General features: G+C 44.2%; 8 protein-coding genes and 8 tRNA genes. 15 read left to right on the forward strand and 1 reads right to left on the reverse strand.

Annotated elements, in window-relative coordinates:
• Positions 1-37: 37 nt before the first annotated feature.
• The 12 genes from LPAF129_RS10245 (at position 38) to rpoC (ending at position 11,674) form a co-directional block, all read left to right on the forward strand.
• A tRNA-Val gene (locus LPAF129_RS10245) sits at positions 38-110 on the forward strand.
• 9 nt (positions 111-119) lie between these two features.
• A tRNA-Lys gene (locus LPAF129_RS10250) sits at positions 120-192 on the forward strand.
• Positions 193-207: 15 nt separating this feature from the next.
• Positions 208-292 (forward strand) — tRNA-Leu (locus tag LPAF129_RS10255).
• A gap of 6 nt (positions 293-298) precedes the next feature.
• Positions 299-371 (forward strand) — tRNA-Thr (locus tag LPAF129_RS10260).
• Positions 372-375: 4 nt separating this feature from the next.
• Positions 376-447 (forward strand) — tRNA-Gly (locus LPAF129_RS10265).
• A 40-nt stretch (positions 448-487) separates the two neighbouring features.
• Positions 488-561 (forward strand) — tRNA-Arg (locus LPAF129_RS10270).
• Between the two features lie 8 nt (positions 562-569).
• A tRNA-Pro gene (locus LPAF129_RS10275) sits at positions 570-643 on the forward strand.
• An 84-nt stretch (positions 644-727) separates the two neighbouring features.
• Positions 728-801 (forward strand) — tRNA-Pro (locus LPAF129_RS10280).
• A gap of 274 nt (positions 802-1,075) precedes the next feature.
• A complete protein-coding gene (locus LPAF129_RS10285; protein ID WP_244056886.1) occupies positions 1,076-1,543 on the forward strand; it encodes a CtsR family transcriptional regulator in 468 nt (155 codons plus the stop codon).
• A gap of 93 nt (positions 1,544-1,636) precedes the next feature.
• Entirely contained in the window at positions 1,637-4,093 is a 2,457-nt protein-coding gene (locus LPAF129_RS10290; RefSeq protein ID WP_244056888.1) for an ATP-dependent Clp protease ATP-binding subunit, read from the forward strand.
• Between the two features lie 282 nt (positions 4,094-4,375).
• On the forward strand, positions 4,376-7,969 hold the full coding sequence (gene rpoB, locus LPAF129_RS10295; RefSeq protein ID WP_244056891.1) for a DNA-directed RNA polymerase subunit beta: 3,594 nt from the start codon (positions 4,376-4,378) through the stop codon (positions 7,967-7,969).
• A 39-nt stretch (positions 7,970-8,008) separates the two neighbouring features.
• Positions 8,009-11,674 carry a DNA-directed RNA polymerase subunit beta' gene (gene rpoC / locus LPAF129_RS10300; RefSeq protein WP_244056894.1) on the forward strand — a complete coding sequence of 1,222 codons (3,666 nt, stop codon included), beginning with the start codon at positions 8,009-8,011 and terminating at the stop codon, positions 11,672-11,674.
• 83 nt (positions 11,675-11,757) lie between these two features.
• Here rpoC and LPAF129_RS10305 read toward each other — a convergent pair whose 3' ends face one another.
• Positions 11,758-12,462, reverse strand: coding sequence for a prepilin peptidase (locus LPAF129_RS10305; protein WP_244056897.1), 705 nt, complete (start codon positions 12,460-12,462; stop codon positions 11,758-11,760).
• A gap of 250 nt (positions 12,463-12,712) precedes the next feature.
• Between LPAF129_RS10305 and rpsL the strand changes: the two genes are divergently transcribed.
• From rpsL to fusA, 3 genes are all read left to right on the forward strand, one after another.
• The gene (gene rpsL, locus LPAF129_RS10310; protein WP_244056899.1) at positions 12,713-13,126 is read left to right on the forward strand and encodes a 30S ribosomal protein S12; all 414 of its coding nucleotides are present in this window, start codon (positions 12,713-12,715) and stop codon (positions 13,124-13,126) included.
• 61 nt (positions 13,127-13,187) lie between these two features.
• Positions 13,188-13,658: a 30S ribosomal protein S7 gene (gene rpsG / locus LPAF129_RS10315; RefSeq protein WP_244056902.1), complete on the forward strand. Its 471-nt coding sequence runs from the start codon at positions 13,188-13,190 to the stop codon at positions 13,656-13,658.
• A gap of 149 nt (positions 13,659-13,807) precedes the next feature.
• Positions 13,808-15,904 (forward strand): elongation factor G, encoded by a 2,097-nt coding sequence (gene fusA / locus LPAF129_RS10320; RefSeq protein WP_244056905.1) that lies wholly within the window; start codon positions 13,808-13,810, stop codon positions 15,902-15,904.
• The last annotated feature ends 162 nt before the right edge of the window (positions 15,905-16,066 follow it).

The following is a 16,066-nucleotide window of genomic DNA, read 5'->3' on the forward strand; positions in this document are numbered from 1 at the left end:
CCCCTGTGAGGGTAGGTCGTTGCCGCGCTTTGTTTATGGAGGATTAGCTCAGTTGGGAGAGCGTCTGCCTTACAAGCAGAGGGTCACAGGTTCGAGCCCTGTATCCTCCATTTTATCTTGAGCCGTTAGCTCAGTTGGTAGAGCATCTGACTTTTAATCAGAGGGTCGACAGTTCGAGCCTGTCACGGCTCATTTTTTATTTGTTTTGCGGGTGTGGCGGAATTGGCAGACGCGCTAGATTTAGGTTCTAGTGTTTTTCAACGTGGGGGTTCGAATCCCTTCACCCGCACCATTTTATGCCGACTTAGCTCAGTTGGTAGAGCATCTGATTTGTAATCAGGGGGTCGGGCGTTCGAATCGTCTAGTCGGCATTATGCGGAAGTAGTTCAGTGGTAGAACATCACCTTGCCATGGTGGGGGTCGCGGGTTCGAATCCCGTCTTCCGCTTCGCTGAGTTGATCTCAGCAGCGAATAATTAAATATTTATGCACCCATAGCGCAACTGGATAGAGTGTCTGACTACGAATCAGAAGGTTGTAGGTTCGACTCCTACTGGGTGCATTTTTCATCGGGAAGTAGCTCAGCTTGGTAGAGCACCTGGTTTGGGACCAGGGGGTCGCAGGTTCGAATCCTGTCTTCCCGATTATATGATCGAAGATAACACCTTAGTTAATGTGAATTAACTAGGGGTGTTGTCTTTTGTGGTATAAAGGGAGTTTTTAACCAACGGGAAGTAGCTCAGCTTGGTAGAGCGCCACGTTCGGGACGTGGAGGTCGCAGGTTCGAATCCTGTTTTCCCGATAACAATGATGGACTAACGTGTGAGCGTTGGTCTTTTTTTGTCAAAATTTTTGAAAATGGACTAGGCTTGATTGATCTGACCGGCTAAATCTGGTCGGGGTTGAACCGTAAGATTGGTGGTCAGGGTAGTCAAAACTGGGCATTTTTTTGGTTAATTAGACTTTTTTGCGGTTTAGTTTAAGAAATATAGCATTATCTTTGCAATTTGACCCAGATTCCATATATAATAATAGTCAATATTAGTCAAAGTTGGATATTAAGGAATGTGATTTAAATGCAAAATCGCAATATATCTGATATCATCGAAAAATACTTAAAAAGTATTCTAGCTGAGTCACAGAAAATCGAAATTAAACGCTCTGAGATCGCAGAACAGTTTGATGTTGTGCCATCCCAGATCAATTATGTCATCAAGACCCGTTTTACCATTCAAAATGGTTATGTGGTAGAAAGTAAACGAGGCGGGGGTGGATATATTCGCATCGCCAAAGTTAATTTAATTGATGATACTGATGTTTTGGACCAGTTGATCGATCTTATCGGGGAAAGTATTACTACCGGAAAGGCGCTGCAGATTATTCAGAGCCTGTACGAAGATAAGTTACTCACGCAAAAGGAAGCTAATCTGGTTTTAGCAACAATGGACCGGACAACTCTGAATTTTGCTGACAAACGGATGGAAAATGCTGTCCGGGCTCGAATTTTAGTCAGCGTCTTAAATCGTTTAAGGTTTGCTGATTAACAAGCGGGTGAACGGCGACTGCACGGTCATCTGACTGGTAGTTTGCCAAAAAAGTTTTTTAGGTGAAAAATCATAATACGAGGGGGACTGGAAATGAATGAATCATACACTCCTAGTGCCAAGCATGTTTTAGAGCTGGCACAAGTTAATGCCAATGGATTTAAGCACCAGGCAATTGGAACCGAACATTTATTACTGGCACTTGTCTCAGAAGAACAGGGGATCGCCCACAAAGTTTTAGCGCAGTTTGTGGTGACTCCCACGGATATTAAAGAAGAAATCGAACGGCTCACAGGTTACGGGACTTTAAAACGCCAAGCACCCGATAATTATTTGCCATACTCGCCTAAGGCCAGTGGTATTTTGACCAAGGCCGCTCGGCAAGCAGAATTACTCAATGCAACTAAGATCGGCACGGAACATCTCTTATTAGCCTTGCTAGAAGACGATGAAATTTTATCATCGCGGATCTTAGAGAGCTTAAATGTTGATATTAAACGTGTGCGCCAAACAGTCTTTCGGCAGCTGGGGATCAGTCAGACTCAGGTACGGCGTAACGCTAAGAAGAAATCGACCAAAGTTGAAGGGACACCGACCCTGGATGGCTTAGCGCGGAACCTCAACGACATGGCTGAAAATGGCCAGATCGACCCAGTGATCGGGCGGAAAAAAGAAGTGACACGTGTCATTCAAATTTTGAGCCGCCGCACTAAAAATAACCCAGTCTTGCTGGGTGAACCTGGTGTTGGTAAGACTGCGATTGCAGAAGGCTTTGCCCAGGCAATCATTAATGGCAATGTACCAACTGACCTAGGCAATAAGCGGGTCATGATGTTAGATATGGGTTCGTTAGTTGCTGGTACTAAGTACCGGGGCGAGTTTGAAGACCGCTTGAAAAAGATCCTCGATGAAGTTTATCAGGATGGCAACGTGATCTTATTCATTGATGAAATGCATACCTTGATTGGTGCCGGTGGTGCCGAAGGAGCAATCGATGCTTCTAATATTTTAAAGCCGGCTTTAGCGCGGGGCGAGGTCCAAGTGATCGGAGCTACGACGTTAGATGAATATCAAAAATACGTTGAATCTGATGCAGCGTTAGAGCGTCGTTTCGCAACGGTCTTGGTAGAAGAACCAACACCAACGCAGACTATCGCCATCTTGCAAGGCTTACGGCCACAATACGAAAAACATCATCAGTTGCGTATTTCTGACGCAGCGATCAACGCCGCTGTTAAATTGAGTGAACGTTACATTACGAACCGTTTCTTACCTGATAAGGCGATCGATTTGATGGATGAATCGGCTGCGCGGGTGCACATTGCATCTTCGAGTGATGAACAAAAAGTTACGACAGCTAAACAAAAGTATCAGACTTATAAAGAGAAAAAAGAAGCAGCTTTGATCAATGAAGAATTCGAAGATGCTGCCAAATTCCGCCGGCAAGAATTAAAGTGGAAAGAAAAGCTCGCCAACTTGGCTGACCCGGTCGAACCAGCAGAGTATGCCAAAGAAGTGAGTGAACAAGATGTGGCTGAAGTAGTGGCAGAGTGGACTGGAGTACCAGTGACTCAACTGACGAAGAGCGAAAGCGAACGCTTAGTCAACTTGGAAAGCATCTTGCACAAGCGAGTTGTTGGCCAGGATGAAGCAATTGCTGCTGTCGCTAAGGCAATTCGGCGTGCGCGCAGTGGTTTAGGCGACCCCACCAGACCAATCGGCTCCTTTATGTTCTTAGGACCAACTGGGGTCGGGAAAACTGAGCTCGCTAAAGCCTTGGCAGAGGCCATGTTTGGTGATGAAGACGCAATGATCCGGATCGATATGAGTGAGTACATGGAGAAGTACTCCACGAGTCGGTTGATTGGAGCCCCACCAGGCTATGTTGGTTATGACGAAGGCGGCCAGTTATCTGAAAAGGTTCGCAACAAGCCATATTCAGTGGTTTTACTGGATGAAGTTGAAAAAGCTCACCCAGATGTCTTTAACATCTTGCTGCAAGTGTTAGATGATGGTTTCTTGACTGATTCTAAGGGACGCAAGGTTGACTTCCGGAACACGATCATTATTATGACCTCTAACTTGGGTGCAACCGATATTCGGGATGAAAAGATGGTTGGTTTTGCGGCGAAATCAAGTGCCAACGATTACCAGTCAATGTCAACTAAGATTCGCGAACGGCTCAAGCAGTCCTTTAGACCAGAATTCTTAAACCGCATCGATGAAGTGGTAATTTTCCATTCCTTAAACAAGGAACAGCTGCATGAGATCGTGAAGTTGATGACTAAAGAAGTGATCGCTCGGATCGAAGAACAAGACATTAAGTTGAAGTTAACGCCCGCAGCCATTGATGCTGTGGCCAAAGCCGGCTTTGACCCAGAGTATGGGGCACGTCCGATCCGGCGCGCAGTCCAGAGTGAAATTGAAGACCGGTTGAGCGAAGCATTATTGGCCGGAAAGATCACAACTGGTTCTCAGGTGACGATCGGTGCTCAAAAAGGCAAGATCTCCTTGAAAGTCAAAGAGCCGGTCGCTGTGGCAGAAAAATAAATCTAACAACAGTAATTGTAGTTAATTTATGCTTGACAAAGTTGAAATACTTGATATAATTAATAATTGCAAAAACTGTGAATTTAGCTGTTAACTGTGATATATTGTCCATGGTTAACAGAGAAATAGCAAAAATAGTGAAGTCCAATTTTAGTGACGATCTGTTTTTGCTTTTTTTTGCTTAAAATCACGCTTTTTTTTGTAATTGTTGAATTTGTAATGTAAATGTAATATAAATTTATCAGTTAGTTGGAAACTGAATTCACAGAAATATTTTGAGAGGTGAACAATTTGGCAGGACACTTAGTAAAATACGGCAAAAACCGCGTGCGTAGAAGTTATTCCCGCATCAAGGAAGTTCTTGATCTGCCTAACTTGGTCGAGATCCAAACAAATTCCTACAAGTGGTTCTTAGATGAAGGACTACGGGAAATGTTTGAGGACATTATGCCGATCGATGACTTCCAAGGCAAGCTTTCGTTGGAATTTGTTGATTATCAACTTTTGGAACCTAAGTATACAGTTGATGAAGCCCGTGAACATGATGCAAACTATTCTGCACCATTGCACGTGACTTTACGTTTGATCAACCATGAAACAGATGAAATCAAGTCCCAAGACGTGTTCTTTGGCGACTTCCCATTAATGACCCGTGAAGGGACCTTTATCATTAACGGGGCAGAACGTGTCATTGTTTCTCAGTTAGTTCGTTCCCCAGGGGTGTACTTTAACTCATCTCTAGATAAGAACGGTCGGACTAACTACGGCACAACTGTTATTCCTAACCGTGGAGCATGGTTGGAATATGAAACAGATGCCAAAAACATCGCTTATGTTCGGATCGACCGGACACGTAAGATCCCAATGACTGAACTGATCCGTGCCTTAGGTTACGGTTCTGACAGTGAAATTTTGGACATAATGGGTGAAACAGACAGCTTAATGTTTACCTTGGAAAAAGATGTGCATAAGAACCCTGAGGATACTCGGGTCGAAGAATCTTTGAAAGATATCTACGAACGTCTCCGTCCAGGTGAACCAAAGACTGCCGATTCATCAAGAAGTTTGTTAACAGCGCGCTTCTTTGATCCAAAACGTTATGATTTAGCTGCTGTTGGTCGTTACAAGATCAATAAGAAGTTAAACTTAAAGACTCGTTTATTAAACGCAGTCGCTGCTGAAACTTTGGCTGACCCAGACACCGGTGAGATCATCGTCAATAAAGATGAAACCATCGACAAACGTGTCATGGATCAACTGGCACCATTCTTAGAACGCGACGACTTTAAGATGGTTACTTTCCAACCTTCAGATGATGGTGTGGTTCAAGATCCAATGAAACTGCAGATCATCAAGGTTTACTCTAAGAATGACCCAGAACGTGTTGTGAATATTATTGGCAACGGTAATGTTGATTTGAAATACAAGCACATTACACCCGCTGATATCATTGCTTCAATGAACTACTTCTTCAACTTGCAAGAAGGTTTCGGGACTACTGACGATATCGATCACTTGGGTAACCGTCGGATCCGTTCCGTGGGTGAATTGTTGCAAAACCAGTTCCGGATCGGTTTATCCCGGATGGAACGTGTGGTTCGTGAAAGAATGTCGATTCAAGATACTTCGACTGTCACACCACAACAATTGATCAACATTCGTCCTGTTGTTGCTTCAATTAAAGAATTCTTTGGCAGTTCTCAGTTGTCACAGTTCATGGACCAAACTAACCCCTTGGGTGAATTAACGCATAAGCGTCGTTTATCTGCCTTAGGACCTGGTGGTTTGACTCGTGATCGTGCCGGATACGAAGTGCGTGACGTGCATTACACTCATTACGGCCGGATGTGCCCAATTGAAACTCCTGAAGGACCTAACATTGGTTTGATCAACAGTTTGGCTTCATACGCTCGTGTCAACAAGTATGGTTTTATTGAAACACCATACCGTCGTGTTTCTTGGGATACGCATAAAGTTACCCAAAAGATCGACTACTTGGCCGCTGACGAAGAAGATCCATACGTAGTTGCTCAGGCTAACACCCCATTAAATGACGATGGTTCATTTGTGAACGACATTGTTATGGCCCGTAAAGAAGAAGAAAACTTGGAAATTTCGATCGATAAGGTCGATTACATGGACGTTTCTCCTAAACAGGTTGTTGCCGTGGCGACTGCATGTATTCCTTTCTTGGAAAACGATGACTCGAACCGTGCGTTGATGGGTGCCAACATGCAGCGTCAGGCTGTGCCGTTGTTGCAGCCTCATTCTCCATTAGTTGGGACTGGGATCGAATATAAAGCTGCCCATGACTCTGGTGATGCCTTGATTGCTGACCATGATGGTGTAGTTGAATATGTTGATGCTAAACAGATCCGTGTTCGTTTGGAAGACGGTTCACTTGATAAATATAAATTAATGAAATTCCGCCGTTCAAATGGTGGGAAGAACTATAACCAGACACCAATCGTACATGTTGGTGAAACCGTTGAAGCCGATTCAGTCTTGGCTGATGGTCCTTCAATGGAACAAGGTGAATTAGCCTTGGGACAAAACCCATTGATCGCCTTCATGACATGGGATGGCTATAACTTCGAAGATGCGATCGCAATTAGCGAACGTTTAGTTAAAGATGATGTCTATACTTCAATTCATATTGAAGAACATGAATCAGAAGCACGTGACACTAAACTTGGGCCTGAAGAAATCACCCGTGAAATTCCAAACGTCGGCGACGATGCTTTGAAAGACTTGGATGAATTTGGGATTGTTCGTGTTGGTGCTGAAGTGAAAGACGGCGATATCTTAGTTGGTAAGGTTACTCCTAAAGGTGTGACAGAATTATCCGCTGAAGAACGTCTCTTGCACGCGATCTTTGGTGAGAAGTCCCGCGAAGTTCGCGATACTTCCTTGCATGTTCCTCATGGTGGCGGCGGGATCGTTCAAGATGTTAAGATCTTTACTCGTCAAAACGGTGATGAATTATCTCCTGGTGTTAACCAAATGGTCCGCGTTTATATCGCCCAGAAGCGTAAACTTCAGGTTGGTGATAAGATGGCCGGACGTCATGGTAACAAAGGGACCGTTTCTGTTGTGATCCCTGAAGAAGATATGCCATTTATGCCAGACGGTACCCCAATCGACATTATGTTGTCGCCAATGGGTGTGCCTTCCCGGATGAACATTGGTCAAGTTTTGGACTTGCATTTGGGAATGGCTGCGCGTGAATTAGGGATCCATGTGGCTTCACCTGTCTTCGATGGGGCAACCGATGATGACATCTGGGCTGCTTTGAAAGAAGCCGGTTTGCCAAACGATGGTAAGAGTGTCTTGTACGACGGCCGGACTGGTGAACCATTTGATAACCGGATCGCCGTTGGTGTGATGTACTACATGAAGTTAGCCCACATGGTCGACGATAAGATCCATGCTCGTTCCATTGGACCATACTCATTAGTTACACAACAGCCACTGGGTGGTAAAGCTCAGTTTGGTGGCCAGCGTTTTGGTGAAATGGAAGTTTGGGCCTTAGAAGCTTACGGTGCTGCTTATACACTGCAAGAAATCTTGACCTACAAATCTGATGATGTCACTGGTCGTGTCCGCACTTACGAAGCAATCGTGAAGGGCGAACCAATTCCACAACCTGGTGTGCCGGAATCATTCCGTGTGCTGGTTAAGGAATTGCAAGCACTTGGCTTGGATATGAAAGTCTTGGATAGCGATAAACAAGAAATCGAACTGCGTGAAATGGACGACGAAGACGATGAAGTACAAAACATCGATGCTTTGGCTAAAATTTCCAAAGAACAAGCTGACAAGAAAGCTGCTGAAGAGCAGGCTAAAAAAGACGCAGAAACTGAACAAAAATCTTAAGAACACTAAATTCAACTTTAAAAAAGGGAGGTCGGTCCTTTGATCGATGTCAACAAATTCGATAGTATGCAAATCGGTTTGGCTTCCTCCGATAAGATCAGGAGTTGGTCTTACGGCGAAGTTAAAAAGCCGGAAACTATCAACTATCGGACTCTGAAGCCTGAAAAAGACGGTTTGTTTGATGAACGTATTTTTGGGCCCACAAAAGACTGGGAATGTGCTTGTGGGAAGTATAAGCGGATCCGTTATAAAGGAATCGTGTGTGACCGTTGTGGTGTCGAAGTTACTCGTTCTAAGGTACGACGTGAGCGGATGGGACATATTGAACTTGCTGCCCCTGTTACTCATATTTGGTACTTTAAGGGTATCCCAAGTCGGATGGGTCTTGTCTTAGACATGAGCCCCCGTGCTTTGGAAGAAATTATTTATTTCGCATCTTACGTCGTAACTGAACCAGGCGATACTCCGCTTGAAAAGAAACAGTTAATGACTGAACGCGAATACCGTGAAAAGCGGGAAGAATACGGTAATGGCTTTAAGGCTGATATGGGTGCCGAAGCAATCCGGACACTGTTAAAAGATGTTGACCTTGAAAAAGAATGTAATGAATTAAAAGAAGAACTGCGTCAAGTTACGGGTCAAAAACGGACTCGTGCCGTTCGTCGTTTGGATATTCTTGAAGCCTTCTTAAATTCCGGGAACGAACCGGAATGGATGGTCATGGAAGCAATTCCGGTTATTCCACCGGATCTGCGTCCAATGGTCCAGCTTGAAGGTGGTCGTTTTGCGACATCTGACTTGAACGACTTGTACCGTCGGGTCATCAACCGTAACAACCGTTTGAAACGTTTGTTAGACTTGAATGCTCCTGGGATCATTGTTCAAAACGAAAAACGGATGCTGCAAGAAGCTGTCGATGCTTTGATCGATAACGGTCGTCGCGGCCGTCCCGTTGCAGGTCCTGGTAACCGTCCACTGAAGTCTCTTTCACATATGTTGAAAGGGAAGCAAGGACGTTTCCGTCAGAACTTGTTAGGTAAGCGTGTCGATTACTCTGGCCGTTCCGTTATTGATGTTGGACCTAAGCTGCGTTTGAACCAAATGGGGATTCCGCATGAAATGGCTTTGGAATTATTCAAACCATTCATGATGAAAGAACTTGTTAAACGCGAAATGGCCTCAAACATCAAGAATGCTAAACGTAAACTTGACCGTCGTGACGAAGACATCTGGGATGTTTTGGAAGACGTGATCAAAGAACATCCAGTTCTGTTGAACCGCGCCCCTACATTGCACCGTTTGGGGATCCAGGCGTTCGAACCTGTCTTGGTTGATGGGAAAGCTATGCGTTTGCATCCATTGGCTTGTGAAGCTTACAATGCCGATTTCGATGGGGACCAGATGGCGATCCACGTTCCTTTATCAGATGAAGCTCAAGCAGAAGCTCGCTTGTTAATGTTAGCTGCTCACCATATCTTGGCTCCTAAAGATGGTAAACCAATCATTTCACCATCTCAGGATATGACGATCGGTAACTACTACATTACGATCGAAGAAGCTGCTGGAGTCGGTGAAGGTATGATCTTCAAGGACGTCAATGAAGTTCGGACTGCTTACCAAAACAACTATGTTCATTTGCACAGCCGGATCGGTTTACAAGCTTCTTCCTTAGCTGCGAAGGGGACACCATTTACTGACTGGCAAAAAGAACGGATCTTGGTAACTAGTGTTGGTAAGGCGATCTTTAATGAAATTTTGCCAGCTGACTTCCCATACTTGAACGAGCCAACTGAAGATAACTTAGTTAACCAAACACCTGACAAGTACTTCTTGGAACCTGGTCAAGACATTCATGAATATTTGAGTGAAGCAGAATTAGTCAAACCATTTAAGTCTGGCTTCTTGTCTGATATCATTGCCCAAGTTTACCAAGACTACAAGGTGACAGAAACTTCAGAATTACTTGACCGCATGAAAGACCTTGGTTATGCTGAATCAACTAAATCTGGTTTGACCGTTGGGGTCGTCGATGTGACTGACTTGAAAGAAAAGCCTGCCATCATCGCCCAAGCCCATAAAGACGTGGCGACTGTTGCTAAACAGTTCCGTCGTGGTTTGATCACTGATGACGAACGTTATAACCGTGTTATTTCGATTTGGAACAAGGCCAAAGATGATATTCAAGATAAGCTGGTTGCTAACTTGGATCCTTCTAACCCAATCCAAATGATGAGTGATTCTGGTGCGCGTGGTAACATTTCAAACTTTACTCAGTTAGCTGGGATGCGTGGTTTGATGGCTTCTCCTTCTGGTAAAACAATGGAATTGCCTGTTATCTCAAACTTCCGTGAAGGTTTGTCTGTCTTGGAAATGTTTATTTCTTCTCATGGGGCTCGTAAAGGGATGACCGATACGGCTTTGAAGACTGCTAACTCTGGTTACTTGACTCGTCGTTTGGTCGACGTTGCGCAGGACGTTATTATTCGTGAAGATGATTGTGGAACTGACCGTGGGTTAGATGTCACAGCAATTCGCGAAGGTAATGAAATGATCGAACCATTGTATGACCGGATCTTAGGCCGCTTTGCAATGAAGTCTGTCTATGACCCAGCTACTGGTGAAGTCATTGTTCCTGGCGATACCTTTATCAACGAAGAACTGGCACAAAAGATCATTGATGCTGGTGTTGAAATGGTCACGATCAGAACAGCCTTTACATGTAACACTCGTCATGGTGTCTGCCGTAAATGTTACGGGCGGAACTTGGCTACAGGGGACCCAGTTGAAGTTGGGGAAGCTGTTGGGACAGTGGCTGCTCAGTCAATCGGTGAACCCGGGACTCAGTTAACAATGCGGACTTTCCATACCGGTGGTGTTGCCGGTGGCGATATTACCCAAGGACTTCCTCGTGTGCAAGAATTATTTGAAGCACGGAATCCTAAAGGTCGCGCTGTTATTACTGAAGTAACTGGTGTGATCGATTCAGTTGAAGAAAATCCAGCTGACCGGACTAAAGAAGTAACTGTTAAAGGTGAAACTGATACTAGAACTTACAGCTTGCCATATACAGCTGTGTTGCGCGTTGCTGAAGGCGACCGGATCCATCGTGGGAATGCATTGACGATCGGGTCAATCGATCCTAAGGAACTGATCAAAGTTCGTGACGTCTTATCAACTGAAAATTATATCTTAGCTGAAGTTCAAAAAGTTTACCGGATGCAAGGTGTTGATATCTCCGATAAGCATATCGAAGTTATGACACGTCAGATGCTCCAAAAGGTTCGCGTCATGGACCCAGGTGACACTGACTTATTGCCAGGTAACTTGATGGATATCAAAGACTTCTCTGATCGAAACGTTGAAACCTTGGTCAAGGGTGGCATTCCTGCTACTTCACGTCCTGTTTTACTTGGGATCACTAAAGCTGCCTTGGAAACAAACAGTTTCTTGTCGGCTGCTTCCTTCCAGGAAACAACTCGTGTCTTGACTGATGCTGCGATCCGCGGTAAGAATGACCCATTGGTAGGTTTGAAAGAAAATGTTATCATTGGGAAGATCATTCCTGCCGGAACTGGGATGGCACGTTATCGTAACGTTCAACCTGAAGAAAAGAGTAATGTTTCAGACAGTGTCTACTCGATCTCAGATGTTGCCAAACAACTGAATATTGAAGAAAATACTGAATTGCCAAATGAAACAAAATAAAAACTGCAGAGTTTAAGTTAAGTTCAACTTAATGAGGCTCAGCGCAAAAAGGATCTCGCTTTGAAGGCGGGATCCTTTTTTGATTAATTAAAAAATGGGACCAAGCTGCTAAGCAGACTGACCAGGGCTGTCGCAGTTGTAAGTGATGGTAAAAACGGGTGCGGCTGGTGCAGTGGAGCATGCAGGTTGACCAAACAAAACAGCAGGGCACTGACTAGCAGTACCCAGCTGCAAAATCTGAGTCCAAATAAAAGCTGCAGGACTAACAAACAAATGGTGTCTGCCCGTCCAAATTGACCCCAGGCTTCCAGCAAGAAAAAGAGACAAGCAAGCGCTAAAGTTTGGGGCCACTCAAGTTGAAGGAAGAACAGGAACTGCTCAGCGTCTAACACACAAAGGACTAACGCGCCGCCGTATAAGAGCGGTGTGGTCACGCACAAACTAGCCTGATCTTCTGTCGCTAAAATCAGCAGCCAGAGTTGTAGTAAGCTGAACAAAAGTAAATTTTTGTCAGTGAGCGTGGGTCCCAGTAAGCTAAAGAGCACTCCGTAGCCTAATTCTAATTTGGCAGAAACAGCGGAGATCGATGCGCCGCAAAAATGACAATGTCCCTTTTGCAAACACCAGCCTAAGACAGGAATTAGCTGCCACCAACTTAAATTCTGGTGACAATGGTCGCAAAATGAGCGTTTGACCCATAAAGAAGTCCCATTTAACAAACGTTGCCCGGTACAAAAGCCAAAAGAAGCCAAGCTAGCTCCATAAATAAAAAGTAAAATGTTGTTCAAAAAAATCACCTCACTAAAATATACGCAAAAAAGTGCGATTTTGGTTTGACAGTAGGTATAAAAGGGTGGTAATCTATTAAAGGTGCTTGATGTGAACAGTTCTTCTTGGTTAAACCAAGAACGTGCTGGCTGTGAACAAGTTAGCATATTATTTTAGTGCGTCCGGGTGACGTTTATTTTTATCTTAAAAAAAGAAACTCCTGGATGTGTGGACTTACATGATTGAAAATAAGAAAGGAGGAAGTTTTAGATGCCAACAATTAACCAATTGATTCGTAAAGGTCGTAAATCTAATACTTCAAAATCTGATGCCCCAGCTTTAAATTATGGGTATAACAGTTACAGAAAAGTTACTACAAAGAACGCTTCACCACAAAAACGCGGGGTTGCTACTCGTGTCGGTACAATGACACCAAAGAAGCCTAACTCAGCTTTACGTAAATATGCTCGTGTTCGTTTGTCTAACTTGATCGAAGTTACAGCTTACATCCCTGGTGTCGGCCATAACTTGCAAGAACATAGTGTTGTTTTGATCCGTGGCGGCCGTGTTAAGGATTTACCTGGTGTTCGTTACCATGTTATCCGTGGCGCTTTGGATACAGCCGGTGTTGAAGGTCGGATGCAAAGCCGTTCTAAGTACGGTGCAAAACGTCCTAAGAAGTAACCTGACTGGGTACACAATCGAACAATAATTACATTTTTCTAGAATTTGAGGAGGTTATACGATGCCAAGAAAAGGTGCCGTTGCAAAACGCGAAGTACTCCCTGATCCAATTTATAACTCAAAATTGGTTACACGTTTGATCAACCGTTTGATGGTTGATGGTAAGCGGGGAACAGCTTCAAAAATTTTATATGAAGCATTTGATATGATTAAGGAACAAACAGGTAATGAACCTTTGGATGTGTTTGAAGAAGCAATGAAGAACATCATGCCTGTCTTAGAAGTTAAGGCTCGCCGTGTTGGTGGTTCTAACTACCAGGTTCCGATCGAAGTTCGTCCAGACCGTCGTTCAACACTTGGTCTACGTTGGCTTGTAAATTACTCACGTTTACGTGGTGAACATACAATGGCTGAACGTTTATCTAACGAAATCATGGATGCTGCTAACAATACTGGTGCATCTGTTAAAAAGCGCGAAGATACACACAAGATGGCAGATGCCAACCGTGCATTTGCACATTATCGCTGGTAATTTTTTGAAAACGGCTGTTATATGATTTCAAGAAATCCTATAATGGCCGTTTTTTAGCTTAAATAATAAAGGCAGATAACCTCTGGCTGTCTGCTGTTAGTCGCTTGCGGCTGACAACTTAGTGAAATTTGAAAGGAGATACACTCTCAATGGCAAACAAACGTGAATTCCCATTGGAACAAACCCGTAACATCGGGATCGTTGCCCATATTGATGCTGGTAAAACAACTACGACAGAACGTATTTTGTACTATACTGGCCGAATCCATAAAATTGGTGAAACTCATGATGGCGCATCACAAATGGACTGGATGGCCCAAGAACAAGAACGTGGTATTACTATCACATCAGCTGCTACAACAGCCGAATGGAAAGGCCACCGCATCAACATCATCGATACCCCAGGACACGTTGACTTCACAGTCGAAGTTGAACGTTCCCTACGTGTCCTTGATGGCGCGGTAGTTGTTTTGGACGCACAGTCAGGGGTTGAACCTCAGACTGAAAATGTTTGGCGTCAAGCTACAACATACAGCGTTCCTCGGATCGTTTTTGTTAACAAAATGGATAAGATGGGTGCTGACTTCGATTACTCAGTCTCAACTATCCGTGACCGTCTCCAGGCTAATGCCGTTGCCGTTCAAATGCCTATTGGTGCCGAAGATGAATTCGAAGGTGTCATCGATTTGATCGAAATGAAGGCTGACTTGTACGACGAAGACGAACTTGGTTCAGAATGGGATACAGTTGATATTCCTGATGAATACAAGGAAACAGCTCAAAAACATCGTGATGAAATGCTTGAACAATTGGCTGACCTTGACGAAGACATCATGGAAAAATACCTTGAAGGTGAAGAAATTCCTGTTGATGAAATCAAGGCTGCGATCCGTAAAGCTACTTTGAACTTGGATATCTACCCAGTCTTTGCTGGTTCAGCATTCAAGAACAAGGGTGTTCAGATGATGCTTGATGGTGTTAATGACTTCTTGCCATCACCATTAGACGTTCCTGCATACAAAGCAACTGATGCCGATACTGGTGAAGAAGTTGAATTGCATGCTGATGACGAAGCTCCATTTGCTGGTTTGGCATTTAAGATCGCTACTGACCCATTCGTTGGTCGTTTAACTTTCTTCCGTGTTTATACTGGTACTTTGGAAGCCGGTTCATATGTTTTGAACGCTACTAAAGACAAACGTGAACGTGTTGGTCGTTTGCTACAAATGCATTCTAACCACCGTAAAGAAATCCCAGAAGTATTCTCAGGTGATATCGCTGCTGCGATCGGCTTGAAGAACACAACAACTGGTGACTCTTTGACAGCTACAGATCGTCCATTGATCCTCGAATCAATGGAATTCCCAGATCCAGTTATCCAAGTTTCGATCGAACCTAACTCAAAGGCCGACCAAGACAAGATGGATGTTGCTTTGCAAAAACTGGCTGAAGAAGATCCTACATTCAAGGCTGAAACTAACCAGGAAACTGGCGAAACATTGATTGCCGGAATGGGTGAACTTCATTTGGATATTATCGTTGACCGGATGAAACGTGAATTTAACGTTGAAGCCAAGGTTGGTGCACCTCAAGTTGCCTACCGTGAAACATTCACTAAGAAAGTTTCTGCTCAAGGTAAATTTGTGCGTCAGTCTGGTGGTAAAGGTCAATACGGTGATGTTTGGGTTGAATTCGAACCTACTGAAGAAGGCGAAGGATTCTCATTCGAAAATGCTATCGTCGGTGGTGTTGTTCCTCGTGAATACATCCCAGCCGTAGAACAAGGCTTGAAGGAATCAATGGAAAATGGTGTTCTTGCCGGATATCCTTTGATCGACGTTAAAGCTAAGTTATATGATGGTAGTTACCATGATGTCGATTCTAGTGAAGCTGCCTTTAAGGTTGCTGCTTCTCTCGCATTGCGTAACGCTTCTAAGGGTGGCGGTGCCGTTATCCTTGAACCAATCATGAAGGTTGATATCGTTGCCCCAGAAGATAACTTGGGTGATGTTATGGGCCACGTTACTGCTCGTCGTGGACGTGTGGACGGAATGGAAGCTCGCGGTAACGCTGAACTAGTTCATTCATTCGTTCCATTGTCAGAAATGTTTGGTTATGCTACAACCTTGCGTTCATCAACACAGGGTCGTGGGACATTTACTATGACATTTGACCACTACGAACCAGTTCCAAAGTCAATTCAAGAAGACATTATCAAGAAAAACGGCGGCAATGCTGCTGAATAAGCTTGATTAAAATAAAAGAACTGCCGCAGTCAGCTGACTGCGGCAGTTCTTTTTTTAGTGCGCCCGGCATGGGCAGTAACTAGGCGGTGCAAGTCCGCTGTGAGCCGTAGTGGTCGGTATCACGAGTCGAAGACAAGGGTGTCTATCGCGAGGTAGAATCTG

Source organism: Ligilactobacillus pabuli, from assembly GCF_022836475.1.
GTDB classification, from domain to species: domain Bacteria; phylum Bacillota; class Bacilli; order Lactobacillales; family Lactobacillaceae; genus Ligilactobacillus; species Ligilactobacillus pabuli.

Excerpts from the sequence above, each read along its gene's own strand:
- fusA (WP_244056905.1), top strand. The coding sequence starts at position 13,808 with ATGGCAAACAAACGTGAATTCCCATTGGAACAAACCCGTAACATCGGG.
- LPAF129_RS10285 (WP_244056886.1), top strand. The coding sequence starts at position 1,076 with ATGCAAAATCGCAATATATCTGATATCATCGAAAAATACTTAAAAAGT.
- LPAF129_RS10290 (WP_244056888.1), top strand. The coding sequence starts at position 1,637 with ATGAATGAATCATACACTCCTAGTGCCAAGCATGTTTTAGAGCTGGCA.
- rpsG (WP_244056902.1), top strand. The coding sequence starts at position 13,188 with ATGCCAAGAAAAGGTGCCGTTGCAAAACGCGAAGTACTCCCTGATCCA.
- rpsL (WP_244056899.1), top strand. The coding sequence starts at position 12,713 with ATGCCAACAATTAACCAATTGATTCGTAAAGGTCGTAAATCTAATACT.